Annotated in this window: 25 protein-coding genes and 1 tRNA gene; 11 read left to right on the forward strand and 15 right to left on the reverse strand. The window is 69.3% G+C overall.

Annotated elements, in window-relative coordinates; all coding sequences use genetic code 11:
• Nucleotides 1–20: 20 nt before the first annotated feature.
• Genes ACZ5KV_RS00760 through flgF form a run of 4 tightly spaced genes read right to left on the reverse strand, consistent with a single transcriptional unit; the run spans nt 21 to nt 3,387 of the window.
• A complete protein-coding gene (locus ACZ5KV_RS00760; RefSeq protein ID WP_464240434.1) occupies nt 21–728 on the reverse strand; it encodes a flagellar basal body L-ring protein FlgH in 708 nt (235 codons plus the stop codon).
• A 29-nt stretch (nt 729–757) separates the two neighbouring features.
• Complete coding sequence (gene flgA, locus ACZ5KV_RS00765) at nt 758–1,783, reverse strand: flagellar basal body P-ring formation chaperone FlgA (RefSeq protein ID WP_464240435.1); 1,026 nt, start codon at nt 1,781–1,783, stop codon at nt 758–760.
• Nucleotides 1,784–1,803: 20 nt separating this feature from the next.
• On the reverse strand, nt 1,804–2,586 hold the full coding sequence (flgG, locus tag ACZ5KV_RS00770; protein ID WP_464240436.1) for a flagellar basal-body rod protein FlgG: 783 nt from the start codon (nt 2,584–2,586) through the stop codon (nt 1,804–1,806).
• A gap of 15 nt (nt 2,587–2,601) precedes the next feature.
• A complete protein-coding gene (gene flgF, locus ACZ5KV_RS00775; protein ID WP_464240437.1) occupies nt 2,602–3,387 on the reverse strand; it encodes a flagellar basal-body rod protein FlgF in 786 nt (261 codons plus the stop codon).
• A 288-nt stretch (nt 3,388–3,675) separates the two neighbouring features.
• On the opposite strand from flgF, the gene ACZ5KV_RS00780 reads away from it, so the two are divergent.
• The 11 genes from ACZ5KV_RS00780 to pnp all read left to right on the forward strand — a co-directional run bounded on the left by ACZ5KV_RS00780 (nt 3,676) and on the right by pnp (nt 14,368).
• Nucleotides 3,676–3,750, forward strand: a tRNA-Gly gene (locus ACZ5KV_RS00780).
• Nucleotides 3,751–3,833: 83 nt separating this feature from the next.
• Entirely contained in the window at nt 3,834–4,325 is a 492-nt protein-coding gene (locus ACZ5KV_RS00785; RefSeq protein ID WP_464240438.1) for a ribosome maturation factor RimP, read from the forward strand.
• A 49-nt stretch (nt 4,326–4,374) separates the two neighbouring features.
• Nucleotides 4,375–5,721, forward strand: a complete 1,347-nt coding sequence (nusA, locus tag ACZ5KV_RS00790) for a transcription termination factor NusA (RefSeq protein WP_464240439.1) — start codon at nt 4,375–4,377, stop codon at nt 5,719–5,721.
• Nucleotides 5,722–5,828: 107 nt separating this feature from the next.
• Nucleotides 5,829–6,014: a hypothetical protein gene (locus tag ACZ5KV_RS00795; RefSeq protein ID WP_464241787.1), complete on the forward strand. Its 186-nt coding sequence runs from the start codon at nt 5,829–5,831 to the stop codon at nt 6,012–6,014.
• Nucleotides 6,015–6,054: 40 nt separating this feature from the next.
• Nucleotides 6,055–8,946, forward strand: a complete 2,892-nt coding sequence (gene infB, locus ACZ5KV_RS00800) for a translation initiation factor IF-2 (RefSeq protein WP_464241788.1) — start codon at nt 6,055–6,057, stop codon at nt 8,944–8,946.
• A gap of 51 nt (nt 8,947–8,997) precedes the next feature.
• Nucleotides 8,998–9,372 carry a DUF503 domain-containing protein gene (locus ACZ5KV_RS00805; protein WP_464240440.1) on the forward strand — a complete coding sequence of 125 codons (375 nt, stop codon included), beginning with the start codon at nt 8,998–9,000 and terminating at the stop codon, nt 9,370–9,372.
• 16 nt (nt 9,373–9,388) lie between these two features.
• A complete protein-coding gene (rbfA, locus tag ACZ5KV_RS00810; RefSeq protein WP_464240441.1) occupies nt 9,389–9,727 on the forward strand; it encodes a 30S ribosome-binding factor RbfA in 339 nt (112 codons plus the stop codon).
• Nucleotides 9,702–10,670 carry a DHH family phosphoesterase gene (locus ACZ5KV_RS00815; protein ID WP_464240442.1) on the forward strand — a complete coding sequence of 323 codons (969 nt, stop codon included), beginning with the start codon at nt 9,702–9,704 and terminating at the stop codon, nt 10,668–10,670. The genes rbfA and ACZ5KV_RS00815 overlap by 26 nt, the downstream gene beginning before the upstream one ends.
• Nucleotides 10,671–10,672: 2 nt before the next feature.
• Complete coding sequence (gene truB / locus ACZ5KV_RS00820; RefSeq protein ID WP_464240443.1) at nt 10,673–11,605, forward strand: tRNA pseudouridine(55) synthase TruB; 933 nt, start codon at nt 10,673–10,675, stop codon at nt 11,603–11,605.
• 41 nt (nt 11,606–11,646) lie between these two features.
• Complete coding sequence (gene rpsO / locus ACZ5KV_RS00825; RefSeq protein ID WP_464240444.1) at nt 11,647–11,916, forward strand: 30S ribosomal protein S15; 270 nt, start codon at nt 11,647–11,649, stop codon at nt 11,914–11,916.
• A 175-nt stretch (nt 11,917–12,091) separates the two neighbouring features.
• A complete protein-coding gene (gene pnp, locus ACZ5KV_RS00830) occupies nt 12,092–14,368 on the forward strand; it encodes a polyribonucleotide nucleotidyltransferase (protein ID WP_464240445.1) in 2,277 nt (758 codons plus the stop codon).
• Nucleotides 14,369–14,752: 384 nt separating this feature from the next.
• Here pnp and ACZ5KV_RS00835 read toward each other — a convergent pair whose 3' ends face one another.
• The 11 genes from ACZ5KV_RS00835 to ACZ5KV_RS00885 form a co-directional block, all read right to left on the reverse strand.
• Nucleotides 14,753–15,502 carry a hypothetical protein gene (locus ACZ5KV_RS00835; protein WP_464240446.1) on the reverse strand — a complete coding sequence of 250 codons (750 nt, stop codon included), beginning with the start codon at nt 15,500–15,502 and terminating at the stop codon, nt 14,753–14,755.
• 77 nt (nt 15,503–15,579) lie between these two features.
• Nucleotides 15,580–16,389 (reverse strand): AmmeMemoRadiSam system protein B, encoded by an 810-nt coding sequence (amrB, locus tag ACZ5KV_RS00840; RefSeq protein ID WP_464240447.1) that lies wholly within the window; start codon nt 16,387–16,389, stop codon nt 15,580–15,582.
• Nucleotides 16,390–16,432: 43 nt separating this feature from the next.
• Nucleotides 16,433–19,789: a tetratricopeptide repeat protein gene (locus tag ACZ5KV_RS00845; protein WP_464240448.1), complete on the reverse strand. Its 3,357-nt coding sequence runs from the start codon at nt 19,787–19,789 to the stop codon at nt 16,433–16,435.
• Nucleotides 19,790–19,910: 121 nt separating this feature from the next.
• Nucleotides 19,911–20,924: a sigma-54 interaction domain-containing protein gene (locus tag ACZ5KV_RS00850; protein WP_464240449.1), complete on the reverse strand. Its 1,014-nt coding sequence runs from the start codon at nt 20,922–20,924 to the stop codon at nt 19,911–19,913.
• Between the two features lie 269 nt (nt 20,925–21,193).
• Nucleotides 21,194–21,553 (reverse strand): flagellar basal body rod C-terminal domain-containing protein, encoded by a 360-nt coding sequence (locus ACZ5KV_RS00855; RefSeq protein ID WP_464240450.1) that lies wholly within the window; start codon nt 21,551–21,553, stop codon nt 21,194–21,196.
• A gap of 60 nt (nt 21,554–21,613) precedes the next feature.
• Nucleotides 21,614–22,396, reverse strand: coding sequence for a GTP cyclohydrolase FolE2 (gene folE2 / locus ACZ5KV_RS00860; protein WP_464240451.1), 783 nt, complete (start codon nt 22,394–22,396; stop codon nt 21,614–21,616).
• Nucleotides 22,397–22,816, reverse strand: coding sequence for a nickel-responsive transcriptional regulator NikR (gene nikR, locus ACZ5KV_RS00865; protein ID WP_028586855.1), 420 nt, complete (start codon nt 22,814–22,816; stop codon nt 22,397–22,399).
• A gap of 30 nt (nt 22,817–22,846) precedes the next feature.
• The gene (locus ACZ5KV_RS00870; RefSeq protein WP_464240452.1) at nt 22,847–23,539 is read right to left on the reverse strand and encodes a class I SAM-dependent methyltransferase; all 693 of its coding nucleotides are present in this window, start codon (nt 23,537–23,539) and stop codon (nt 22,847–22,849) included.
• 225 nt (nt 23,540–23,764) lie between these two features.
• Nucleotides 23,765–24,217 (reverse strand): hypothetical protein, encoded by a 453-nt coding sequence (locus ACZ5KV_RS00875; protein WP_464240453.1) that lies wholly within the window; start codon nt 24,215–24,217, stop codon nt 23,765–23,767.
• Nucleotides 24,218–24,286: 69 nt separating this feature from the next.
• Nucleotides 24,287–25,087: a dimethyl sulfoxide reductase anchor subunit family protein gene (locus ACZ5KV_RS00880; protein ID WP_464240454.1), complete on the reverse strand. Its 801-nt coding sequence runs from the start codon at nt 25,085–25,087 to the stop codon at nt 24,287–24,289.
• The gene (locus tag ACZ5KV_RS00885; RefSeq protein ID WP_464240455.1) at nt 25,084–25,653 is read right to left on the reverse strand and encodes a 4Fe-4S dicluster domain-containing protein; all 570 of its coding nucleotides are present in this window, start codon (nt 25,651–25,653) and stop codon (nt 25,084–25,086) included. Before ACZ5KV_RS00885 ends, ACZ5KV_RS00880 begins: the two co-directional genes overlap by 4 nt.
• Nucleotides 25,654–25,662 lie beyond the last annotated feature (9 nt).

A 25,662-nucleotide genomic window follows, 5' to 3' on the forward strand; every position in this document is an offset into this window, starting at 1 on the left:
GGACCTTCTCCTTGCAAAGACTAGAACGGCCAGATGTTGTCCAAAACGCGGGTCATCCAGCCGGGGCGCTGCTTGTCGGCCAGCACGCCCTGGCCGTAGTACTCGATCTTGGCGTCGGCCATGTGCGTGGAGGCGATGGTGTTGGCGGGGCTGATGTCCTGAGCGCGCACCAGCCCGCGCACCACGAGCACCTGGGTCTCGTTGTTGACCTTGACCTCGCGCGCGCCCTCGACCTCCAGCAACCCGCCGGGCATAACGCGCACCACGCGCGCGGCCAGGGTGGCCGACACGTTGGACTCACGCTTGGTTTCCCCCGTGCCCTCGAAGGTGCTGGCCGAGCTGGCGCCGATCATCGGCGTGTCGCCGACCTTGCCGACCATGCCCAGGCTGGGCCCGAAGGGCAGGATGCGCGCGTCGTTCTTGCCGAACCAGTTGGAGATGCCCATCTCCACGCTGGAGGTGCGGTCCGCCGTGGTGTCGGCCTTGTTGGTGGCCTTGGCGACCTCGACCACCTCGACGATGACCACGTCGCCCACGTTGCGCGCGCGGGTGTCGCCGTAGAGGTAGCTGGCGTCGGCGGGGTTGAACAGCGAGCCCGGATTGTCCTGGGGCGCCGGGGCCTCGACCACGGGCGGGGTCAGCACCGGGGTCGGCACGTGGCTGTCGCTGGAGGCGGCGCACCCGGCCAGGGTCAGCAGCGTCAGGGCGGCATAGGGATACAGCTTCATGACTTGGCTCCTTGGGAAATTCGGCGCGCCTAGCGCACCACCACCGTTTCGGCGTCGCGGATTTCGGCGACGACCTCGCGTTTGCTGTCCGTGTTGCGCACGGGGATCATGTCGCCCAGGCCGCCGTCGGCCAGGGCCTCCACCTGGGTCCGCAGGCGCACGTTGCGCCCCTGATAGACCAAGGTCAGGGTATCGCCCCGGCTGACCAGGGGCACGTCGTCCAGGTTGGCCTTGTAGATGACCTCGCCGGTGCCCATGGGCCGCACGGCGCGCAGGCCGAAGCGCCGCCCGTCCCAGGGCTCGCCGCGCAGGTAGGCCGCGTTCTTGCGCATGAAGGTCACCTTGTCGGGGCTCAGCTCGTCGCGCGGGTTGATGGGCCGCGCCGCGCAGGCCACGTTCACCCACTGGTCCAGGAACACGGTGGCGCCGTATTTGCGCACGGTGATCTGGGCCGGGTTGACCTCGCGCAGCAGCAGCGAAATCCGCCCCGGGCCGAAGCCCCCGGCCACGTCCACGGCCAGGGTGTTTTGGGAGTCGGCCAGAAAGACCTGCGACGGCAGGCGGAAATCGCGCAGGGAAACCTCCCCGCGCATGCCCGACACGCGGGCCGTGAGCGATTCGCTGACCAGGGCGCGCAGGGCGGCCTCGTCGAGCAGGCGCCCGCCGCGCTGCACCACCAGCGGCCCGGACACGACGCACAGTTGGGCCAGGTCGCGCAGATGGTAGCGCAGCAGGCTTTCCACCTTGCCGCGCGTGATGTTCTGCTGTTCGCCGTCCCTTGCCGGGGCCGCCCACAGGGGCGTGGCCGCCAGGGTCCGCCAGTGTTCCTCGGGCAGGTCGCCCACGGGCCGGGCGATGTCGCCCAAAAGCACCGTGTCCGTCTGCGTCACGGCGGCGGGAGCCACGGCCAGGCGCCAGGAGGCCTGCATGGTTCCGGCGTGGGCCACGGTCAGCAGCAGCAGGGTCAGCAGCATGGCCGCCGTGCCCAGGGCGGCCAGCGCGGGGGCGAAATGCCCGAGCCTGTCCATGGCCATGCGGCGTTGCATGCAGGTCATCGTCGCTCTCCTCCCCGCGCCTAGCGCTTGAGCTGGTTGGCCGTCTGAAGCATGGCGTCGGAAGTCTGCACGGCCTTGGAGTTGATTTCGTAGGCCCGCTGGCCGACGATCATGGCCACCATCTCATCCACGATCTCCACGTTGGACATTTCCAGGAACCCCTGGGCGATGGTGCCGAAGTTGTCCTCGCCGGGCACGCCCTCGGTGGCCGCGCCGGAGGCCTCGGTCTCCGAGTACAGGTTCTTGCCCATGGCCTTCAGCCCGGCGGGGTTGATGAAGGTGTAGATGGGGATGTCCGTCGCGGCCAGTTCGTCGCCGTTCTCGTCCAGAGCGGCGATGTGCCCGGCCTCGGTAACCACCACGCTGGCCGTCTCCACCGGCACGGTGAACTCCGGCTGGAGCACGTAGCCGTTGGCGGTGACCACGCGGCCCTCGTTGTCCAGCTTGAAGGCGCCCGCGCGGGTGTAGGCCATCTCGCCGTTGACATCGACCTGGAAGAACCCGTCGCCCTCGATGACCATGTCCAGCGGGTTGCCGGTGTTCTGGAAGTCGCCCTGGGTGAAGAACTTGTGGACCGTGGTCGGCTTGACGCCCATGCCCACCTGCATTCCGGTGGGGATCAGGTTTCCGGCCTCGGTGGGCGACCCGGCGATTTTCAGGCTCTGGTACATGAGGTCCTCGAACTCGGCCCGGCTCTTCTTGAAGCCGATGGTGTTCACGTTGGCCAGGTTGTTGGAAATCACGTCGATATTGAGCTGCTGGGCGACCATGCCGGTGGCGGCTGTCCAAAGGGAGCGCATCATGGCTGGGGTTCCTCCTTACTTGTCGCGGCCGACTTGGTCGGTGGCCTTGCTGTCGGTTTCCCGGGTGTTGGTAATGATCTTCTGGTAGGCCTCGAAGGCGCGGTGGGCCTCGATCATATTGACCATCTCCGTGACCACCTCGACGTTGGGCATCTCCAGATAGCCCTGCTCCACCACCGTCTCGGGCACGGGGATTTCCGCCGCCGCGCCGGGGGTGCGGATTCTGAAATAGGTGTGCCCGACCTTTTCCAGCACCTGGGGGTTGTCCACGCCGACCACGGTCAGCGCGTCCACCTCGTCGCCGTCGACGAAAATCTGACCCGAGCCGCTGACGGTCACCTGGCCGCCTTCCCCGGGCAGCTCGATGGGGCCGCCCTCGCCGAGCACCTGGTGGCCGTTGCCGTTGACGAGCTGGCCCACGGCGTTGACGTGGAAGGCGCCGCCCCGGGTGTAGAAATCCTCGCCCTCGGGCGTGCGGACCTTGAAGAACCCCTCGCCCGAAAGGGCCACGTCCAACGGGCCGCCGGTCTGTTTCAGGCTGCCCTGCTCGAAGTCGATCTGCGCCACGGCGATGCGCGGCTTGGCGTAGTGGTCCGGGTCCGGGAACAACTGCTCGGACTTCAGGTTGAACGTCGCCTCGCGGATTTCGTCGTGCGCGAAACGGACGAACACGTCCTTGAAGGCCATCTGGTCGCGCTTGTAGCCCGTGGTATTCACGTTCGCCAAATTGTTGGCGATGATGTTCAGGCGGTGTTCCTGGGTCAAAGCCCCGAACATGGCGCTGTACATGCTTTCCTGCATCGTCTCCACCCTCCGTGGGGGTTTGCTCTGCCGCAAGGAAAGCAAAGAGCGCGCCAAAGGAGACGTGGCGCTTTTTCATCTTTTATTAGAGCATGTTGCATGCACGTTGCCTGGGGCCGGTGCGACAGGCGCGGCCGCCCGGGGCGTCAGCGAACCGACCCCGGGCCGGGGCCCGCCCGCCGCGGGCGCGACCGGCGCGCGCCCGGAAAAGAAAAGATGTTGACAAGCAGGCACGGTTTGTTAGAGAAGGTCGTTCGCAACGCCGGGGGGCCCCGGCTGGGCGTACAAGCGGGTGTAACTCAGTGGTAGAGTGTCAGCTTCCCAAGCTGAAGGTCGCGAGTTCAAATCTCGTCGCCCGCTCCAAACAAACCTTTTACCCTCTCGCATCTCCTGGAAGATGATTCGAGTGGACCCTGGGGTCCACTTTTTTATTAAGGACTTCAGGCATGAACGAAGACCGCCTCCGCAAAGCCCTCGAAGAACTCGCCGCCCCCATGGCCCAGGCCATGGGCCTGACCCTGTGGGGCGTGGAGCTGACGGGCGGGCACGGGCGCGGGGTGGTGCGCGTCTACCTCGACAGCCCCGGCGGCGAGACGGGCGTCACGGTGGACCAGTGCGCCGAACTCTCGCGCGACCTTTCCGTGGCCCTGGACGTGGAAGACCTCATCCCCGGCAGCTATTACCTTGAAGTGTCCTCCCCGGGGCTGGACCGGCCCTTCTTCTCGCCGCGGCAGATGCTCGGCCACGAGGGCGCCGAGGTGCAGGTCAGCCTGCGCGGGCCCGTGGACGGCCGCCGCAAGTACCAGGGGCGGCTGACCGCCGTGGAACCCGACGGATTCATGATCGAAGAGAACGGGCAGCCCGTGCGCGTCGCCTGGAGCGATGTGAAAAAGGCCGCCCTGCGCTACGAATTCCCCGCCAAGGGGCAAAAGGCTTAACGTCCCAAGCGACGGCCCGCCCGGGCTCGGATGCGACTGGAGGCATACCATGGGCATGGAACTGAAAAAGGCCATCGACCAGATCAGCAAGGACAAGGGCATCGACCGCGAAATGCTGGTGGACACCCTTGAGGAGGCCGTGCGTTCGTCCGTGCTGCGCAAGTACGGCGAGGACATGGATGTCGAGGTCAGCTACAACGACGAGCAGGGCGAGATCGAGGTCTACCAGTTCAAGGCCGTGGTGGAGACCGTGGAAAACCCGGCCATCGAGATTTCCCTGGACGATGCCCGCAAGTCCGACCCCGGGGCGCAGATCGACGACGAGCTGGGCTTCCGCCTGAGCATCGAGGACCTGGGGCGCATCGCCGCCCAGTCGGCCAAGCAGGTCATCATCCAGCGCATGCGCGACGCCGAGCAGGAAATCATTTACGAGGAATACAAGGACCGCGTGGGCGAAATCGTCTCGGGCATCATCCAGCGCCGCGACAAGACGGGCTGGATCATCAACCTCGGGCGCACCGAGGCCCTGCTGCCCAAGGAAGAGCAGATCCCCCGCGAGCGCTACAAGCGCGGCGACCGGGTTCAGGCCTATCTCATCGACGTGCGCCGCGAGGGCCGGGGCCCGCAGGTCATCGTGTCCCGCTCGCACCCCGACTACATGATCGCCCTGTTCAAGCGCGAAGTGCCCGAAGTGGCCGACGCCACGGTGAGCATCCTGGGCGTCGCACGCGATCCGGGCAGCCGGGCCAAGGTCGCCGTGACCTCGCACGACCGCGACGTGGACCCCGTGGGCGCCTGCGTGGGCATCCGCGGCTCGCGCATCCAGAACGTGGTCCAGGAACTGCGCGGCGAGCGCATCGACATCGTGGTCTGGAGCCCGGACGTGGCCACCTACGCCGTCAATGCCCTCTCCCCGGCCGTGATCACGCGCATCACCGTGGACGAGGACGAGCAGATGCTCGAAGTGGTGGTGCCCGACAGCCAGTTGACCCTGGCCATCGGCCGCAAGGGCCAGAACGTCAAGCTGGCCTCCAAGCTGCTGGGCTGGAAGATCGACATCTTCACCGAAAGCCGCTACGGCGAACTGCACGCGGAGTTGCAGACCCTGGAGCAGATCGCCAGCGTGGCCGAAATCTCCGTGGACCGGCTCCTGGCCTCGGGCTACGACACCATGGAGAAGCTGGACACCGCCACCGACGAGGAACTCCTGGAAATCGACTCCATCACCGAGGACCGCATCGGCGACATCCGCTCGGCCATCAACCTGCTGCGTTCCTTCCGGGTCGATGCCCCCGCAGAGGATGCGGACGATGCGGACGATGCGGACGGGGAAGACGGCGGGGACGGCGAAACCGACGCGGAACAGACCCCGCAGGCCCCCGGAGACGAGGCCTAGCCCCGCCGGAAGGCGGGCGCACCGGCGAAGTCATGGCAAAGGACGATCCGGGCCAAGGGCCGCTGCGCCGCTGCGTGATCTGCGGCGCCAGATTGCCCAAGGGCGCCATGACGCGCCATGTCTGCCCCGGCGAAGACGGCCGGGAGCCGGTGCCCGACCCGGCCCAGACCATGCCGGGACGCGGGTTCTACTGCTGCCAAGCGCCGCAGTGCATACGGAATTTTGGGAAATACAAGGGCTGGCGGAAGAAATGCCAAGGGGAACGACGTGGTAGACAACAAGCTTCGGGTTAAGGACATCGCGGCGGAACTCGGGATCGGCAACAAGGACGTCATGCAGGCGTGCCGCGATCTCGATATTCCGGTCAGAAGCCATATGAGCACCATCGAGGACGACGAGGCCGACCAGATTCGCGCCCACGTGAAAAAGGGTGCCAAGGCCACCGAGGTCGTGCTCAAGGAGGTGCAGCCGGGCATGGTGGTTCGCCGCCGCCGCAAGGCCGTGCGCCCCGGGTCGCAGCCCGTGGCCGAGGATTCCGCCGACGAGCCGGAGGACGACGAGGCCCAGGACATGGAGCCCGGCGACGAGGCCCAGGCCGACGCCCCCGACGCTCCCGAGGCGCCCGACGAGGCGGCCCAGGCGGCCGAAAGCACCCCCGCGCAGCCCCGCCCGGCCCGCAAGGCCCGCGTCGTGCGCGAAACGCCCAAGGCCCGCATCATTTCCCCCGCCGAGTTGCGCGGCTCCGAGCCCGCCCCGGCCCCCGAGGCCGAAGAGCCCGTGGCCCAGACGCCCGTCGACGCCCAGCCCGCCGACGCCCAGCCCCAGGCTCCCGAAGCGCCTGCGGCTCCCGAAGCGCCCGTGACGGCCGAGGCACCCGAGGCGGGGGCCACAGAGCCCCAGGCCCCCGGTCAGGACGCCCCGGCCCCCGAAGCCGAAACGCCCGTCACCGAGGCCGAAGCCGGACCCGAGAGCGCCGCCGAAGGCCCCGAGGCCCCCGAGGCCGAAGGCGCCGACGCCGAGGGCGAGCCGCGCAAGAAGAAAAAGAAGAAGATCATCATCACCCCCAAGGTGCGCGTCATTTCGCGGCCCGATCCGAACATGGCCCCCCCCGCGGCGGCCGTTGCCGAGGAGCAGCCCCAGGAACGCCAGCGCCCCGTGCTGCGTCTGCGCGGCCAGGGTGCGCCCGGCGCCGAGCCGGGCCGTCCCGCCGGCGGCTATAGCGGCCCCGGCCGCCCCGGCGGTTTCAACGCCCCCGCGAACACCCCCGGCGGCGAGGCCCCCGCGGGCGACTCCGGCGATGCGTCCAGCAAAAAGCGCCGCAAGAAGGACCGCCGCGTGGTGGACTTCTCCTACAAGGAAGACGTGCCCAAGGGCTTCGACCGGGGCAAGAAGGGCAAGAAGACCCGCCGCGACCGGCGCGGCTTCGAGATTCCCGAACCCCAGGGCACCCAGCCCATCAAGGCCGCCAAGCGCAAGGTGCGCATCGAGGACGCCATCCGCCTGGCCGATCTGGCCAAGAGCATGGGCGTCAAGGCCCAGGCGCTCATCAAGGTGCTTTTCGCCCAGTTCGGGCTGATGGCGACCATCAACCAGTCCCTGGACTACGACACCGCCGCCCTGGTGGCCGCCGAGTTCGGCTACGAGGTGGAAAAGGTCGGCTTCTCCGAGGAGGAATACCTCGCGCCCAAGGACGAGGACAGCCCCGAAACCCTGGTCCCCCGCGCCCCGGTGGTGACCATCATGGGCCACGTCGACCACGGCAAGACCTCCCTGCTGGACGCCATCCGCAAGTCGAAGATCGCCTCGGGCGAGGCCGGCGGCATCACCCAGCACATCGGCGCCTACGACGTGACGACCCCGCGCGGCAAGATCGTGTTCCTGGACACCCCGGGCCACGCGGCCTTCACGGCCATGCGCGCCCGCGGCGCCCAGGTGACGGACATCGTCATCCTGGTGGTCGCCGCCGACGACGGCGTCATGGAGCAGACCCGCGAGGCCATCAGCCACTCCAAGGCCGCCGGGGTGCCGATCATCGTGGCCGTGAACAAGATGGACAAGCCCGAGGCCAACCCCGACCGCGTCATGCGCGAACTGGCCGAACAGGGCCTCTCGTCCGAAGAGTGGGGCGGCGAGACCATCTTCGTCAACGTGTCGGCCAAGGCCGGGACGAACCTGGACACCCTGCTGGAAATGGTCCTGCTGCAAGCCGAGGTGCTGGAGCTCAAGGCCAACCCCGACAAGCCCGCCCAGGGCCATATCGTGGAAGCCCGGCTGGACAAGGGCCGCGGCCCGGTGGCCACGGTGCTCATCACCGCGGGTACCCTGCGCCAGGGCGACACCTTCATCTGCGGCACGCAGAACGGCAAGGTCCGCGCCATGTTCAACGACCAGGGCCGCAAGCTCAAGGAGGCCGGACCGGCCACCCCGGTGGAGGTCCAGGGCTTCGACGGCATCCCCCAGGCGGGCGACCTGTTCGTGTGCGTGGAGGACGAAAAGGTGGCCCGGCGCATCGCGGGCAACCGCCAGCTCAAGGAGCGCGAGCGCACCCTGGCCCGCGAGTCCCGCGTGACCCTGGAGAGCTTCATGGCCTCCAAGCCCGGCGCCGAGGCCATGAACCTGAACCTCGTGCTCAAGGCCGACGTGCAGGGCTCCCTGGAAGCCATCGTGGACGCCCTGAAGAAGCTGTCCACCGACGCCGTGAAGGTCAACGTCATCCACGGCGGCGCGGGGGCCATCACCGAATCGGACATCCTGCTGGCGGCGGCCTCCGAGGCCATCGTCATCGGCTTCAACGTCCGGCCCACGGCCAAGATCAAGGAGGTCGCCGACCACGAGAACGTGGACGTGCGCTTCTACGACATCATCTACAAGCTGGTCAGCGACGTGAAGGACGCCATGACCGGCATGCTGGCCCCGGTGATTTCCGAGAAGTACCTGGGCCAGGCCGAGGTCCGCGAGACCTTCAGCATCCCCAAGGTCGGCACCATCGCGGGCTGCTACGTGGTGGACGGCGAACTGCGGCGCAACGCCAAGATCCGCCTGCTGCGCGACGGCGTGGTGGTCTACACGGGCGCCCTGTCCTCCCTCAAGCGCTTCAAGGACGACGCCAAGGAAGTGCGGCGCGGCTACGAGTGCGGCGCGGCCCTGGACAAGTTCAACGACGTGAAGGTCGGCGACGTGATCGAGGCCTTCGAAGAAGTGGAAACCGCCGCGACTTTGGATTAACCTGGACCTGACGGCCCCGGGCGCCACCGCCCGGGGCCGCCCGGCGGGGCCATGATCATCGGCGTGCTCACCCTGACCTTCCGCCTGCACGGCAACCGCAGCCTCAAGGGCAAGCGGCAGGTGGCGGCCAGCCTGAAGCAGAAGCTGCGCAACACATTCAACGTGGCCGTGAGCGAGGTCGCCCGCCAGGACGACCCCGGCACCCTGGTCCTGGCTGTGGTCAGCGTCGCGCCCGACTCGCGCACGGTGCAAAGCCGCCTGGACAAGGCCCTCATGCACGCCCAGGCCGCCACCGCCGAGGAACTGGCCGACTCGGCCATCGAGCTGTTCTCCGCAGACGACGCGGGCGGCGCCGATGGCGCGTACGGGGCGGACGACGGCGACGGGCCCTGCGGCCCCGGCGGCGACGCCGGGGACCGGAACTGAACTTTCAGGAGTTTTCATGCATCCTTCCGGCTCACGCCGCGCCCACAGAATGGCCGACCAGATCATGCGCGAGGTTTCCGAAATGCTCGCTCTGGAGGTGGCCGACCCCCGGCTGGCCATGATCACCGTGAGCGGAGCGCGCATGAACAAGGACCTGTCCATCGCCGAGGTGCTCTACTCCGCCCCCGCCGGGGCGGACCTGGACGCCGTGCGCGCCGGGCTGGACAAAGCCGCGCACTTCCTGCGCGGCGGCCTGGGCAAACGCCTGAAGACCAAGTTCATCCCCCGGCTGGTCTTCGTGCATGACGACTATCTCGAGGAAATGGTGTATGGAAAAGGCCCTCAAGCAGGTTAGCGCCGCGCTCACGGGTGGCGAAACCTTCCTGCTGGCCGCCCACACCGGACCCGACGGCGACGCCATCGGCTCGACCTTCGCCCTGGGCCACCTGCTGGTGCGCCTGGGCAAACAGGTCGCGCTGTACAACGCCAGCGGTCTGCCCGAGCAGTTCGCCTGGCTGGTGCCCCCCGCGCCCCTTTCGGACGAACTGCCCGACGGCCCCTTCGACTGGATCATCGCCATGGACTGCGGCGACCGCACGCGCCTGGGCGACGCCCTGGCCGGGCGTTTCGGCACCCAGGGCACAATCAACATCGATCATCACCTGGGCAACCCGGGCTACGCCCAGATCAACTGGGTGGACACGGGCTTCGCCTCGGTGGGCGAAATGATCGCCCGGCTGGCCGCCGACCTGGACGTGCCCCTGTCCGGGCCCCTGGGCGAAGCCGTCTATCTGGCCATGATCACCGACACGGGCTATTTCAGCTACGGCAACACCCGCCCCGAGACCCTGGAACTGGCCGCCGAAATCCTGCGCCAGGGGCTGGACCCCGAAGACTTCAACGCCAAGCTCCAGAACCAGTGGACCCTGGGCCGCGTCCAGCTCTGGGCCCGGGTGCTGGACACCGCCGAGCTGCATTTCGGCGGCGCCGTGGGCGTCATCCGCATCACCGCCGCCATGTTCGAGGCCACGGGCACCCAGAGCGCCGACACCGAGGGTGTGGTCAACTACATCCGGCGCATCAGGGGCGTCCTGGCCGCCGTGTGCCTGCGCGAGGACGGCCCGGAGCTGACCAAGGTCAGCCTGCGCTCGTGGGGTACGGTCAACGTCCAGGCCGTGGCCGCCGAGCTGGGCGGCGGCGGGCACCGCAATGCCGCCGGATGCGTCGTGGCCGCGCCCCTGGCCGAGGCTCAGGCCCTGGTGCTCGAAGCCGCCGGACGCCTGCTGGAGCTGGCCTAACCGTGGGCCGCAGCAGAAAGCGCGGCGCGGCGCAGCAGGACGGGGTGCTGGTGCTCGACAAGCCCGGCGGCCCGACCTCGGCGGGCTGTCTGGCGACCATCCGCCGGGCCCTGGACCAGGGCAAGATCGGCCACGCCGGAACCCTGGACCCCATGGCCACCGGCGTGCTGCTGGTGCTGCTCGGCCACGGCACCAAGCTCGCGCCCTTTTTGACCGATGGACCCAAGACCTACGTGGGCGAACTGCGCCTGGGCGTGCGCACCGACACCTACGACGCCCAGGGCCAGGTTGTCGAAGAAAAGCCGTTTGACCATCTGTCCCCGGACGATGTACAACAGGCCGTTCTGGACTGGGGAACGCTGACCGAGCAGGAAGTGCCCCCGGTTTCGGCTGCCAAGCATGAAGGCAAGCCGCTGTACGCCTTGGCGCGCGCGGGCAAGGAAGTGCCCGTAAAGGTCAAGGCCGTTGAAATTTACCGCGTGCAGGTGCTGGAAACGGCTCTGCCGCTGGTGCGCTTCCGGGTGACGGTGAGCGCCGGTACCTATGTACGGTCCCTGGTCCACAGCTTGGGGATGCGACTTGGGTGCGGCGCCATGCTTACCGCCCTGACCCGGGAGCGATGCCATCCGTTCGGCCTCGATCAGGCCCACGGCCTGGACGAAGTGCTCGGCGACCCCGAGGGCTTCCCCGGGCGGGTCATCCCCCTGCGGGAGGCCCTGCCCCACTGGCCGCTGGCCGCCCTGACCGGGGAACAGGCCGAGGCGGTGCGCAACGGGACGTGGCTCCCGGTGGCCCAGGTTCCCCTTGCGGGAATCACGGGCAAACCGGGCGAGCGCGCCCTGCTTGCCGCCCCCGACGGCACGCCCCTGGCCCTGGCCGAGGTCAAGAACCGCGATGGCAGCGTGTACTGGTCCATCCTGCGGGGCCTTTGGTAGCCCCACCGCCGCTGACGGCACACAAAACGGAGGATAACGCTGTGGTCATGACCGCCGACGACAAGGCAAAGGTTATCGAAGAGTACCAGCTCGCAGACAAGGACACCGGGTCCCCCGAGGTCCAGGTTGCGCTGCTCACGCACCGCATCCAGTATCTGACCGAGCACTTCAAGGTGCACGCCAAGGACTTCCACTCGCGCACCGGCCTGCTCAAGCTGGTCGGCCAGCGCCGGAAGCTCCTGAACTACCTGAAGAAAAAGGACGTTCAGCGCTACCGCGACCTCATCGCGCGCCTGGGCATCCGCAAGTAGTCTGCCGGGGGCTTCCCGCCAGGGGAGCCCCCACCCCTTTGAAGGCGACCGCTGTGAGGTTGCGACGATGCGGCGTCCCGGGCCGGACGCCCCACCCTCCCAACTTTACAGCCATGGTCCTTCAAAGGGGATTCTGCGGCCACTGCCGCACAACCGTTTTACCCCAAGAGGACGTATGAAACTCGAATTCAACCCCACCCGCACCACAGCCAATGTGGCCGGCCACGAAATCACCTTCGAGACCGGCAAGCTGGCCAAGCAGGCCCACGGGGCCGTGTGGGTCCAGTGCGGCGGCACGGTGGTGCTGGTCACCGCCGTGACCCAGCCCCTGCCCGAAGACAAGGGCTTCTTCCCCCTGACGGTGGAATACAAGGAGCTGGCCTACGCCGCCGGACGCATCCCGGGCAGCTTCTTCCGCCGCGAGATCGGCCGCCCCAGCGAGCGCGAAATCCTGGTCTGCCGGCTCATCGACCGCCCGCATCGCCCGTTGTTCCCCGAGGGCTTCCGCGACGAGGTGCAGATCATCGCCCAGGTCCACAGCGCCGACGACGCCATCGACCCCGACGTGCTGGCCATCTGCGGCACCTCGGCCGCGCTGCACATTTCCAAGATTCCCTTCCTCGGCCCCATCGCCGGTGGCCGCGTGGGTTACGTGAACAAGCAGTTCGTCTTCAACCCGACCTATGCCGAGGTCGAGGCCAGCGAACTGAACATCGTGGTCGCGGGCACCAGGGACGCCGTGGTCATGGTCGAGGGCCTGGCCAGGTTCGCCCCCGAGGCGCTCATCGCCGACGCCATCGAATGGGCCCACCAGCAGATGCAGCCCCTGCTGGACGCCCAGGAGGAACTGCGCGCCAAGTGCGGCGCCCCCAAGCTGGAAATCACGCCGCCCCAGGTGGACGCCGAAGTGCGCGCCGCCGTCGAGGAACTGGCCACCCCGGCCCTCAAGGACGCCCTGGCCATCCGCACCAAGAAGGAGCGCTACGCCGCCAAGGACGCCGTGAAGGACAGCGTGAAGCAGGCCCTGGCCGAGCGCTTCGGCGACGAGGCCCCCGCGCGCCTCAAGCCCCTGGGCGACATCCTCAAGGACATCACCAAACGCGTCGTGCGCGAGCGCATCAAGACCGAGCGCACCCGCATCGACGGGCGCGGACTGGACGAGGTCCGGCCCCTGGGCATCGAGGTCGGCGTGCTGCCGCGCACCCACGGCTCGGCGCTGTTCAGCCGCGGCGAAACCCAGGCCCTGGTCACCGCCACCCTGGGCTCCACGCGCGACGAGCAGCGCACCGACTCCCTGGTCGGCGACGACGTGAAGCGCTTCATGCTGCACTACAACTTCCCGCCCTACTGCGTGGGCGAGGTCAAGATGATGCGCGGGCCGTCGCGGCGCGACATCGGCCACGGCACCCTGGCCCTGCGCGCCATCACGCCCATCCTGCCCGACCAGGAGAAGTTCCCCTTCACCCTGCGCGTGGTCTCCGAAATCCTGGAATCCAACGGCTCCTCGTCCATGGCCACCGTGTGCGGCGCCTCCCTGGCGCTGATGGACGCGGGCGTGCCCGTGTCCGACCCCATCGCGGGCGTGGCCATGGGCCTCATCCAGGAGGGCGGGGAATACCTGGTGCTGACGGACATCCTCGGCGACGAGGACGCCCTGGGCGACATGGACTTCAAGGTCGCGGGCTCCAAGGACGGCGTGACCGCCATCCAGATGGACATCAAGATCGCCGGCATCCCCTCGGAGGTGCTGCGCAACGCCCTGGCCCAGGCCAAGCAGGGCCGCCTGCACATCCTGGAAGGCATGGGCGAAATCATCGCCGCGCCCCGGCCCGAGCTGTCGCCCCTGGCGCCGCAGCTTGAGATCGTGCACGTCAACCCCGAGAAGATCCGCTCCGTCATCGGCCCCGGCGGCAAGAACATCAAGGCCATCACCGCCGCCACCAGCGCCTCCATCGACATCGAGGACGACGGCAGCATCATGATCTTCGCGCCCAACTCCGAGTCCATGGCCATGGCCAAGGAGATGGTGCTCTACCACGACCAGACCCCCGACGTGGGCCGCAACTACGACGGCCGCGTGACCAAGGTCATCGACTGCGGCGCGGTGGTGGAGATCCTGCCCGGCGTGGACGGGTTGGTGCACATCTCCCAGCTCGCCGAAGAGCGCGTGGAAAACGTCACCGACGTGGTCAAGCTCGGCGACAACGTGCGCGTGAAGGTGCTCGAAGTGGAGCCCACGGGCCGCGTGCGCCTGTCGCGCAAGGCCGTGCAGATGGAAGAGCGCGGCGTGGAGGTCGATCTGGCCGACTTCGCCAAGACCTCGGGCCGCCGCCCGGGCGGCGACCGCGACCGCGGCGACCGGGGCGGCCGTGACCGCGACCGGGGCGACCGCGGTGACCGCGGCGGGCGTGACCGCGGCGGCCGCGACCGCGACCGAGGCGGCCGCCGGTAGGCCGAACGACGACGGGGCAATGACGACGGCCGGGATTCCCGGAGCTGGCACACACCCCGACAATGCAAATGCCACAGGGCGGAGGCTGCGGCCTCCGCCCTTTTTTCATGCCCCTTTCCTCCCGCCCCACCCTGCCCCCGCGTTTACCCTGCCCGTGCCGCGCGGCCCCCGGGTCCGTCCCGCTGCCGCGCCCGCCGCGCCCGAGCCGTCCGCCGCGTTGCCGTGGGCAGCGTCCTGTCCTCCGGCCCTGCTGCCGCCTGCCCTTCGGCCCGCCGCGCTTTTCCCGGTGTCCGCCGCGCCTCTGGCAATCGCAAAAAAAACGCCGCCTCCCCAAAGGAAGGCGGCGTCCGTGTGCCGTTCCGGCGGCCCCGCGTGCGGTCGGGGCTACTGGGCGGCCGGGGGTTGGGCGTCGGCGATGCGCATGGTGTACGGCAGCACCTGCCCGTCCACGCGCACGATGACCTTCAGGCTTTCGATGCCGCGCCCGGCGGGCAGATAGACGTAGCCCACGCGGGTGTAATCCGCCGGGATGGGCTCCTCGTTCCAGCCGTACTGGGTCAGTTCGCTGCGGATGGTCCGCTTGAGGTCGGCCTCGGAGTTGGCCATGGTGCCCGCCGCGCCGCCGGCCAGGGCGCCGACGCCCGCACCGATGGCCGCGCCCTTCCAGATGTTGTCGCCGCCGCCGATGGTTCCGGCCAGGGCGCCCAGGCCCGCGCCCAGGAAGGCGCCCAGGGCGCCGGTGCGCGAGGCGTTGGCCATGGTGGTCGAAAAGGCCTCGGAGGCGAAGACCAGAGTCGTGGCCTCGTCCAGGGTGTAGGCCAGGTATTCGCCGTCGGCGCCCACGCCGCGCACTTCCTCGATGCGCACGGTGGGCGTTTGCAGGCTCTTGTTCTTGAAGACCAGGAACACCGGGTCGAGCCCGGCCTCGCGGTAGTCCATGCCCTGACCGAAGTGCTCGTAATGAATGGCGCCCAGGTCCCAACGCTGGGACTGGGCCGAGCCCTCGACCTGGGCCGGATCCACCACGCGGCGGGGCTGGGGCAGGGGCTTGGTGGCCTGGCAGGCCACCAGGGACAGCAACATCACGGCCAGCAGGCCGAAAGCGACGGTTTGACGCACGGGACGTTTGAACATGGTCATCCCTCGGGTTCAGGTTGCGGGGAAAGCTGAAGTATAATGCCTGCCGCCGGTCTGGCAAGGGCCGGTGCGGGTCAGCGCACGATGACGCCCGCATAGCCCACGACGCGCGAAGCGTCGCCGCTGGCGGCGGCGGAGGTGCCGTAGGCCGCCAGCCGGGCCGAGGTCGCGCCCAGGGCCTTGGCCGCCAGCAGGCCCAGGGTCATGGGCAGCACGCCGCACATGCTGATGCCCTGGGCGCGCACGGTGTCGTAGAGACCGCGCGGGTCCAGGGTCAGCACGGGTTCCAGGGCCCGGGCATCCACCCGGCGGGTCTGCGCGTCGGGCAGGAAGTGGCTCATGTCCGAACTGACCACCAGCGATGCCGGACGGCCCAGCACGCCGAGCACCCCGGCCAGGCTGGCGGCCACGGCCTCCAGCTCGGCGTAACGCGGCTCGGCCACGCAAAGGGGCACGATGGTCGTCTGCGGATTCCTGGCCGCCAGGAAGGGCAGCACGACCTCCAGGGAATGCTCCTGGGCATGGGCGGCGGTGTCGGCGGCAAGGCGCGGTTCGGCATGCAGCAGGGCCTCGGCCAACTCGGTGTCCACGTCCAGCCCGCCGCCGGGCACGACCCAACGGCCCGAGGGCCACAGGGCCAGGGGTCGCCCCCGGCCGGTATGGTTCGGCCCCAGCAGCACCACCAGCGGCGCCAGCCGGGCCTCGCCCAGGGTCCGCCCGGCCACGGGCCCGGAGAACACATAGCCCGCGTGGGGCACCATGGCCAGCAGGGTCGGCGCCTCTTCGGGGGTTTCGGCCAGGGCCAGATAGCTGGCCACCTCCAGGCCCAGGGCACGCGGGTCGGCGGTGTAGAAGCGTCCGGCAACAGCGGCGGGTCTGTCCATGGGGGCCTCCTTGCCGTGCGGCGGGGCTGCGCGGGCGCCCGGGCTAGAAGTTCCCGGAGGGCGCGTATTCCCGCGCGGCCTGCTCGATCTTTTCCAGTTGCAGGTCCGAGGCGGCCATGCGGCCGTAGAGGGTGTCGGGCTGGCGGGTGGCCAGTTCGTTCAGCAGCTCGCGCCAGCGCGGCAGATCCCCGGCCCGGCGGTGCAGCCCGGCCATGCGGTAGACCAGGGCCGCGCGCGAGGGGTCGCCCTGGGGCAGCAGCCCCTCCAGTTCGGTGCCCCATTTCAGGGCCTCGCGGTAGCGGGCCGAGCGTTCGGTCACGTCCAGCAGGATGCCCAGGGTCTCGCGCAGCTTGGGCTCCTCGCCGCCCTGGGCCACAAGCATTTCGTAGGCGTCCTGGGCGTATTCGTAGGCCTCGCGCAGGCGCTTGCCCGCCAGGGCGTCCTGGGCCAGGAAGAAGGTGGCGTAGGCGCGCTGGGCCGGAGTCAACCCTGCGTCGTCGCCCAGTCGCACCCACAGCGGGCGGCTCTCGTCGAAACGCCCGAGGTTTTCCAGGGCCAGGGCCGTGGCGTAGCGCAGGTCGCGCTGGGACTCGGGGCGCAGCTCCCAGTCGCGCACGGCCTCGCCCACGCCGAGCACGTCCTCCCAGCGGGCGTTGTCGGCATAGATGGACAGCACGAGGTTCATGGCGATTTCGGACTGCTCGGGCACCTGCTCCTCGTTGAGGAAAGGCCGGACCACGTCCAGGGCCTGATCGGGCATGCCACGCTTCCACAGGCTGAGGCCCAGGGCGATGCGCGCCTGAGGGTCCAGCCCGGCAACCTGCTCGCGCACGAAGTCGTATTCCTGCCACAGGGAGACGATCTTCGGATAGTTGCCGTCCACCACAAGCTGGGTCGCCAATCCGCCGAAAGCCTTGAGGCCGACCTCGCGGGCCCGGGGCATGAGAGTGCTTTCGGGGAATTTCTTCTCGAAGTCGAGCACCGCCGTCAGGGCGTCGAGGTTCTTGTTGTTCCAGAGCTGCCACATGGCCAGCTTGAGTTGGGCCAGCGGCGCCAGGGCGCTGTCGGCATGATTGTCCACAATGTCCTGGTAGGCCTGGGCCGGGGCGAGGTTCAGGGGCCGGTCGAAAACCGTGAACATCTGCTCCACGCTGGGTTCGTCGTAGATGCCCTCCTCGGCCAGACGCATCTTGGCGATGAGCCCGCCCTCGCGGTCGGGGAAGTCGGCCAGGGCCTTGTCGTACATCTCGCGGGCGGCCTCGGGGCGGTTGGTGCGCACGTAGATGTCGCCCAGCCGCGCCAGGATGATGTCCGCCTCGTCGCCCTTGGGGTCGAGGTTGTAATAGGTCCAGTAGTCGTCCTTGGCCTTGTCGTAGTTCTCCACGGTGTAGGCCGCGTCGCCCAGAAGGCGCAGGAAAGGCGGAAATTCGATGTAGAACCTGGGCCAGCGCTTTTCGATGTAGTCCACAATCTGGAAGGCCTGCTTGTCGTAGCCCAGGTGGCGCAGGGAGCGCGCCAGCCCCAGGGAAGCCTCGCGCACGAACTTGCTGTCCGGATAGACCTGTACGAGATACTGGAACTCGTCGGCTGCCTTCTGGTAGTCGCCCTTGTTGAAGTAGTAGTCGCCCCAATAGTAATAGGTCAGCGGCACGTTGGGGTCGCCCTTGTAGCGCTCGCGCAGCAGGCGGAAAAAGGCCGCCGCCTCGGGCACGTTGCCGACCTTGAGGTTCAGCACGCCCCGGCGCAGCAGCGCCGCGGGAACGCGCCAGGACTCCAGGTTGCTGTTCACGGCGGCCTCGTAGGCGCCGTTGATCTCGTCGAAATTCCCGGCCAGATCGTCCTTGTACTTCACCGAAAGAACGTCGGCCTTCAGGTACATGGCCTCCTCGGCCATGTCCGGCGGCACGTCGGGCTGGGCCAGCACCGTGGCCAGCTCCTTCAGGGCGGTGTCGTAGTCCTCGTTGCCCTGGGCCGCGCGCGCGGCGTTCATCATCTCGTCCAGAGCCTCCTGGCGGGCGCGGGCCTGCTCCTCGGCCGTGGCGTTCTGGGCGCCAGCGGCGGAGGCCACGGCGGAGGCGGCATCGGGAGCGGCGGGCTGCTCCACAGGCACGGCGGGAGCAACGTCCTCGGCGGAGGGCGCCGGAGGGCTGGTCTGCTCGGCGTCAGGCTGGGGCAGCGGGCCGGAGGCCGAGGGCCCGGGCATGGGCGGCCCCTCGCCCGGGCTGAACACCCGGCCCCGGAACTGCGAGGCCGGGCTCTGGGGCCCGAGCAGATTCTCGGTGATGCGCTCGACCACGTCGCGTTGCAGGGGCTGGCTTTCGGCGGGCGGCGGCGTGGGCGTGGGCCGGGGCGGCGCGGCGGACTCCACGGGCGTTTCGGCCCCGGGCGCGGCGCCGACGGCCACCGGGCCGCCCACGGAAAAGGTGCCGGGCTTGCCGGGCACGGGCACGGCGTCCTGGGCCCCGGCTCCCGGGGCGGGCGCGGCGGCCTGCGGGGCATCGGCGGCGGGCGGCGTGGCAGAATCCGCCATGGCTCCCGGAGCGGTGGCGGCCTGTGGCGCGGGCACGCGCTCGGCCTGAGCGGGCGCGGGCTGGCCCGGAGGCGTGACCCGGCCCCGGAAGGCATAGGGTGCCTCGGGCTCTGCCTGGGGCGCCCCGACCTGGGGGGTATTTTGTGCCGGAGCGGCCTGGGTGACGGGAGGCACTCCGGGGGCCGAGGCGGTCGCGGCTCCGGAACGCGGTGCGGCCGCCCGGGCGGGCGGCGTTTCAGGCGCTGCGGCCACCACGGGCGTGACAGGCGGCGGCGTTTCAGGCGGAGCGGCCTGCGGCGCGGGAGGGTCGGGAAGCTCCCGGCTTTGGACCGGCGCCGGGGTCGTGGGCCGGGCCGCGGGGGCAACGGGCGGCGCGGGGGGCACCGCGCCCCGGGGCGTGGCCGCGCGCGCCGTGGGCACCGGGCCGGTGGGCGTCGCCGGGCGCTCCTGGCGCAGGGGCGGGCCCTCGGGCTTCCAGCGCGCGCCCAGCGGGTCGCTGAACACGTCGACCACCAGCCGGGGCGGGTTGTCCAGTGTGAAGGCCACGAATCCGGCCTCGGCCGTTCCCAGCTCGACATCCAGCCCGCCGGGCACCACCCGCAGGCCGGACACCAGCCGCGCCCCGCCCACGTCGGGCAGTTCGCCCGCCATGTCGCCCCCGGCGGGCAGGCGCAGGGCCAGGGCCTGGGCCGCACTGCGCGCCAGGGTGTATTGCGGGAGCCTGTCCGGGAATTGCAGGACCAGGCGCTCCTTGTCCGGATGGCGCCCGAAGGAGTAGACCACCCCCTGGGCCGGGGCGGCCAGGACGAGCGCCGCGAGGCCCGTCAGGACGAAGAGGCAGGCAACCCTGCTGGCGGAACGTGCGTTCACGGCAAAAAGCTCTGCAATAACCGTGCAATGACCAGTTTTCGCGGCGGCTGGAAACGCCGCGGGGCGGCCGGGCGGCCCCAAACGCCCCGGAACGCCCAACGCCCCCGGGGCCCGCACGGGGTCAGCCGATCTGTTTCTTCTTCAGCTTCTCGATGAGCGTGGTGCGCTTGATGCCCAGAATCTCGGCGGCGCGGTTCTTCACGCCGTCGGCCATGTCCAGGGCCTCGCGCAACAGGCGGTCCTCCATTTCGTCCAGGAATGCCTTGAGATCCATGCCCTTGTCTTCCAGGTCGCGCACCGTGGGCCAGGCGAAGCCCGCCGCCGCCACCGGGGCCGGGGCCACGGGCCGGGCCTTCTCCTGGCCCAGGCTGGTCCATATCTTGGCGGGCAGGTCGTCGGCGGCGACCACGTCGTTGTCGCACAGGATGGACAGCCGCTCCATGATGTTTTCCAGCTCGCGGACGTTGCCGGGCCAGGAATAGCGCAGGAGCATGGCCCGCGCGTCGGGCGCCAGGCGCAGGGTCTTGCGTTCCTTGTCGCGGCAGAACCCGCGCAGGAAGGCCTCGGCCAGGAGCATCGTGTCCTCGCCGCGCTCGCGCAGGGGCGGCAGATGGATGGGAATGACGTTCAGGCGGTAGAACAAATCCTCGCGGAAGCCCCCGCGCGCCACCTCGGCTTCCAGGTCGCGGTTGGTGGCCGCGACGACGCGCACGTCGACCTTCCTGGTGCCCGTGCCGCCCACGCGCTCGAACTCCTTTTCCTGGAGCACGCGCAGGATTTTCACTTGCAGCGACAGGTCCAGCTCGCCGATTTCGTCCAGGAAGATCGTCCCGCCGTCGGCCAACTCGAAGCGCCCCTGGCGCGAACGGATGGCGTGGGTGAAGGCGCCCTTCTCGTGGCCGAAGAGTTCGGACTCCAGGAGCTCGCGCGGAATGGCTCCGCAGTTGATGGGCACGAAGGGCTTGTCGGCGCGCTTGCTGTTGGTGTGCAGGGCGCGCACCAGAAGCTCCTTGCCCGTGCCCGATTCGCCGGTGACAAGCACGGTGCTGTCCGTGGGCGCCACCTTGGCCAGGACCTTGAAAACGTCCAGCAGCGCGGGGCTCTGGCCGATGATGCCGCAGGTGTTCAGATCCATCTCCTCTCCCTCGAAAAAACCGGAACCGGGCCAAGGGCGGCCACGGAAGGCATATCCTTGCTGTCAATCCTCTGACACAATGTCAAGAGAAGTTCTAGAAATATTTTCGGCAGCGTGCCCCGGGTCACCGGGCGCCCTGCCCCGCTCCCGCCCGGCCGGCCCCGGCCCACGGCCCCCGGCGGCCGCAACGGCCCTCAAGGGCCCGGGCTCGGAAAAAGAAAAGCCCCCGTCCGTTTCCGGCGCGGGGGCTGTACCGGCGATCATGGCTTTCAGACCACCTCGTCCAGGAAGGTGCCGAGCATCTCGTCCGCGGTGCGCACCACGGTGGCCGCCGCCTCGAAAGCCCGCTCGTTGGCCATGCTCAGGACGATCTCCTGGGCCAGGTCCGTGCCCGAGCCCTCGGCGTAGGTGGTTCCGGGCACGGCCGAGGGCACCATGGGCCCCTGCACGTCCTCGCGGCGGATGTCCTGCACGGCCACGCCGCCCTGGTCCGGGCGGTCCTCAAGAATCACCCGCGAGGGGTCGAAGCCCTCGGTGTTCATGTTGGCCACATTGTTGGCGGACACGGCCTGGACCGTGGAAAAGGCATCCAGGGCCGAGGCCGCCGCATCCAGCGCGCGGATGGACATGCGAACCTCCCGGGCGGGCCGGGCGCGGGCCCGGAGAATGCCGCCCATGGGGCAATTTTCTCACACATCGCCCCCGCTTTCAATGCTGGCGTAGGCGCTGTGGTTGTGGATGGACTCCATGCTCTCCACCTCCACGCGGTACCAGGTGACCTGCGGGTGGTGGGCCAGGCGGTGGGCCGCGGCGCGCACCACGTCCTCCACGAAGGCCGGGTGGGCGAAGGCGTGGTCGGTCACGTGGCGCTCGTCCTCGCGCTTGAGCAGGGCGAACACCGGCGAGGAGCCCGACTCTTCGGCAATGGCGATGAGGTCTTCCAGCCACAAAAAGCCGGTAAAGCGCGCGCGGATGCGCACCAGGGCCCGCTGGCTGTGGGCCCCCCCGCTGCTGATGGCCAGGGAGCACGGGCACACGGTCATCACCGGCACGTCCACCCCGAGCATGAAGGCCAGCCGTCCGCCCTCCAGCTCGCCCTGAAGCATGCAGGCGTAGTTCATGGTCGCGGGGCTGCCCGACTCCGGCGCCCGACGCTGGATGAAGTACGGAAAGCGGAACAGGATATGCGCGCGGCGCGCCGCCAGCCGGGTGCGCACGCTTTCGAGCAGGTTCTTGAAGCTGGCGTAGCCCAGGTCCTCGCCCCAGTCCTGCAGGGCCTCGATGAAGCGGCTCATGTGCGTGCCCTTGAACTCGGCGGGCAGGTCCACCGAGAGGTCCACCTCGGCCACGGTGTGCTGCACGGCGCCCTGCTGGTCGCGCGAGCGCACGCGCACGGGAAGCTGAAGATTCTTGACCCCGACGCGGTCGATGGGCATGGCCACCTCCGCCGGGCCGCTCTGTACGTCCTGCATTTAGACCAGATTCTCCCCGGTGGTGGTCAGGCAAAGCTTGCCGTGCTTCACGCCCTTGGTGGAAATGAGCTTTTGGCCGAGCATGCGCACCTCGTCGCCCTTGCCTTTGAGCACCAGCACTTCCAGACAGTTGTCGTGGTCCAGGTGCACGTGCAGGGAAGACAGGATGATGTCGTGGGCCTCGTGCTGCAATTCGGTCAGCCGCTGGGAGAGATTGGACTGGTGGTGGTCGTAGACCATGGTCAGCGACCCGGCGATCTCCTTGTCCGTGTCCTCCCACTCGCGGCGCACCAGATGGTTGCGGATCAGGTCGCGGATGGCCTCGGAGCGGGTCTGGTAGCTCTGCTCCTCGCAAAGCTGGTCGAACTTGTCCAGCAGGTCGGAGTCCAGGGACACGCCGAAGCGGATGGTCTTGCCCATACGAATCCTCCGGAAGTTGGAGCGGCGCGCCTAGGAGTGGGCGCCGCCGGGTTTGCGCAGTTCGAGAATATGCACCGTCACGGGGTGGCCCTGGTGCTCGAAGCGCTCGGTGAGCGCCCGCGAGCAGGCAAAGCCCCGCGCGGCGGCGTGGTCCAGGAACGGCTGGCGGATGGAACGCCCCGGCTCGGCGATCCAGGCCCGGCCCCCGGGCGCCAGCACATGGTCCAGCAGGGCCGTGACCGGCTCCACGAAACGCAGTTCGTACATCACGTCGCCGCCCCAGGCGAAGGCCGCGCAGCCCGGCGCCAGGGCCGGGGCGCGCCAGTCCATCTGAATCCACAGCGGCTGGGGCACGCCGTTCAGGGCCGCGCTGCGCCGCGCGAAAGGCAGCGGGGCGAACTCGTAGTCGAAGGCCAGCACCCGCGCCCCGAGCCCGGCGCCGATCATGGCCGAGAGCCCCAGGCCGCAGCCGATGTCCACGCAGGTCCGCCCGGCCAGGGCTCCGGCCTGCCCGGCCAGCCAGCGGCCCAGGGCCAGGCTCGACGGCCACAGCTCCACCCAGTACGGCATGCGCTCGTCGGGCCCGAAGTCCGCCTCGCCGAGCTGTTGCCACATGGCTTCCAGGTCGCCCCGGCGCTCCACGATCCAGGTCCGGCCCCCGACCACGGGCAGAAGCCGCTCGGACGGCGGCGCGGCCTGCGAGGCCAAGGGGACGGTGACCATGGGGATTCTCCTGGGACGACGCTGCCTTGCTTCAGGCCGACAAGACGCCCCGAACCGGGGCACGTGCCGATAAGACGCGCGTTCTTGCGGGAAAATACACCCGGGGTAACACGCGGTCAAATGAATTGGTTCGCACGGGGCAAGGAAGCCGAAAAAAAACGGACGCATGGGCGCGGCACGGCCCGGAGGGCCGACGAATCGGACCGGCGGAAAGCGCGGCTTCGGTCAGGGTGCGGCGGGCGCGGGCGCGGCGTCGAGGGTCGCCATGGCGTCGAGCACGCTGTGGGCCTCCACTCCGCCGCAGCTCGATTTGGTAATCATGTTCACGCGCACGCCGAACCTGTGGCGGCCCGGCGCACGGGGCACGACGACCGTGACCGGAAAGCCCGGCAGGATGGTCGGCGCCGCGCCCTCGGGCACTTCCAGGGGTGTGACCAGGACGGTCACGAAATACCCGGCGGGCGGCACGGGCGGGCTCAGGGTCATGGTCAGTTCCACTTCCCGGCCCACGGTGCCGGAAAGGCGGCCGGAATCGAGTGTCGCCGTGTAGTCCGAAACCTGGGCCAATCCCGCGCCCCGGGCCGGGCCCGGGAGGGACGGGACGGCGGCAGGCAGCAGGCACAGCGCCGCCAGGGCGGCGGCCCGAAAGCGCGGCGAGGCGAAGCGCGGGAACGGCATAAAGGCTCCTTCAAGGCGGATGCCCCCGGGCGGGGCGGCGCGTGCCGCCCCGCCCGGAGGCGGATCAGGTCAGTACAGTCCGCCCATGTTCGCGGCGGCGTGCATGGTTTCGCCGAAGAACACCAGCCGCCCGGCCAGTTCGCCCAGCAGCAGCAGCACGGGCAGCCACGTGGGCACCGCGCCCTTGCGCCAGACCACGGCCAGGGGCAGCCCCAGGCCGAAGACGATGCGCGCCCAGTAGAGGGGCGAGGCGATCCAGGCCTTGCCGGTCAGTTCCGTCACCGTGCCGCCCGAGAGCCACACGCAGGGTACGACCAGATAGACGACCAGGGCCACCAGCAGCGCGGAGGCCAGCACCCGCGCCAGCAGGCGCTCCTGCTCGCGGGACACCAGCATGCTGCCGAAAGCCGCGCCGAGGATGGCCGCCGTGAGCGTGAAGAACACGAAGGGCAGCACGTTGTTCACGGCGGGCAGGGCCGGGGGCGAATAGGTCATGCCCATGGCGAAGAGCGCCCCCAGGCCCACCAGGGCCGCCAGCCAGCCCAGGCCGTGGTTCAGGCCCTCGCGCATGGTCAGCACGCCGACGGCGATGAGCCCCAGGAGCGCGCCGGAAGACAGCACCTCGCGCGAAAGCCAGGCCGTGGAGAGGTGCTTGATGGCCATGGGCGCGCCCAGGGGGTGGCCCAAGTGGGCCAGGGAGGCCAGCAGACCCACGCCCAGCAGCACCGCCGCCAGGCGCCACTGCCTGCGCGCCGTGCCGCCCGGGCTCTCGCCCGCCTGAGCCAGGGCCAGACTCATGACCACGATGCCCACGGAGGCCTGGGCCAGGACCGTGAACACCACCAGAGGGAGTTCCATGGGTGCGATCATCTCTCGTTCCTCCTCACCACGTGGGGCTGCCTGGGCGTGCGGAACCGCACGGAGGGGTTCAGCTTGGGGAAGCGCGGGAAACCGGGGGGGAAGCGCACGGTGCCCGTCTCGTCGAATGCGGCGAGGTCCACCAGTTGCAGGGCCTCCACCGGGCAGCTCTGCACGCAGGCGGGCCGGAGCCCGGCGTCCAGGCGCTGCCAGCAGAAGCTGCACTTCTCGGCCCGCTTTTCCACCGGGTTATACTTGGGCGCACCGAAGGGGCAGGAGCGGATGCAGTTGCCGCAGCCGATGCACTTGTCCTGCTCGTGGACGACCACACCGTCCTCCTCGCGCTTGTAGTAGGCCTGCACGGGGCAGACCTCCAGGCACGTCGGATGCTCGCAGTGGTTGCAGGCCAGGGAGAGGAAGGCCCGTTCGCGGTGCGGGTAGATCTGCTCATCCAGCGGGTGGACCTGCCGCCAGACCACGCCGGGCTCCTGATGATACTGGTTCTTGCACGCCATGGCGCAGGAGAAGCACCCGATGCAGCGCTCGGCGTCAACCAGGAAGGCATACTGTTTCTTCATGGTCTTTCC

The sequence above is a fragment of the Desulfocurvus thunnarius genome, assembly GCF_055390965.1.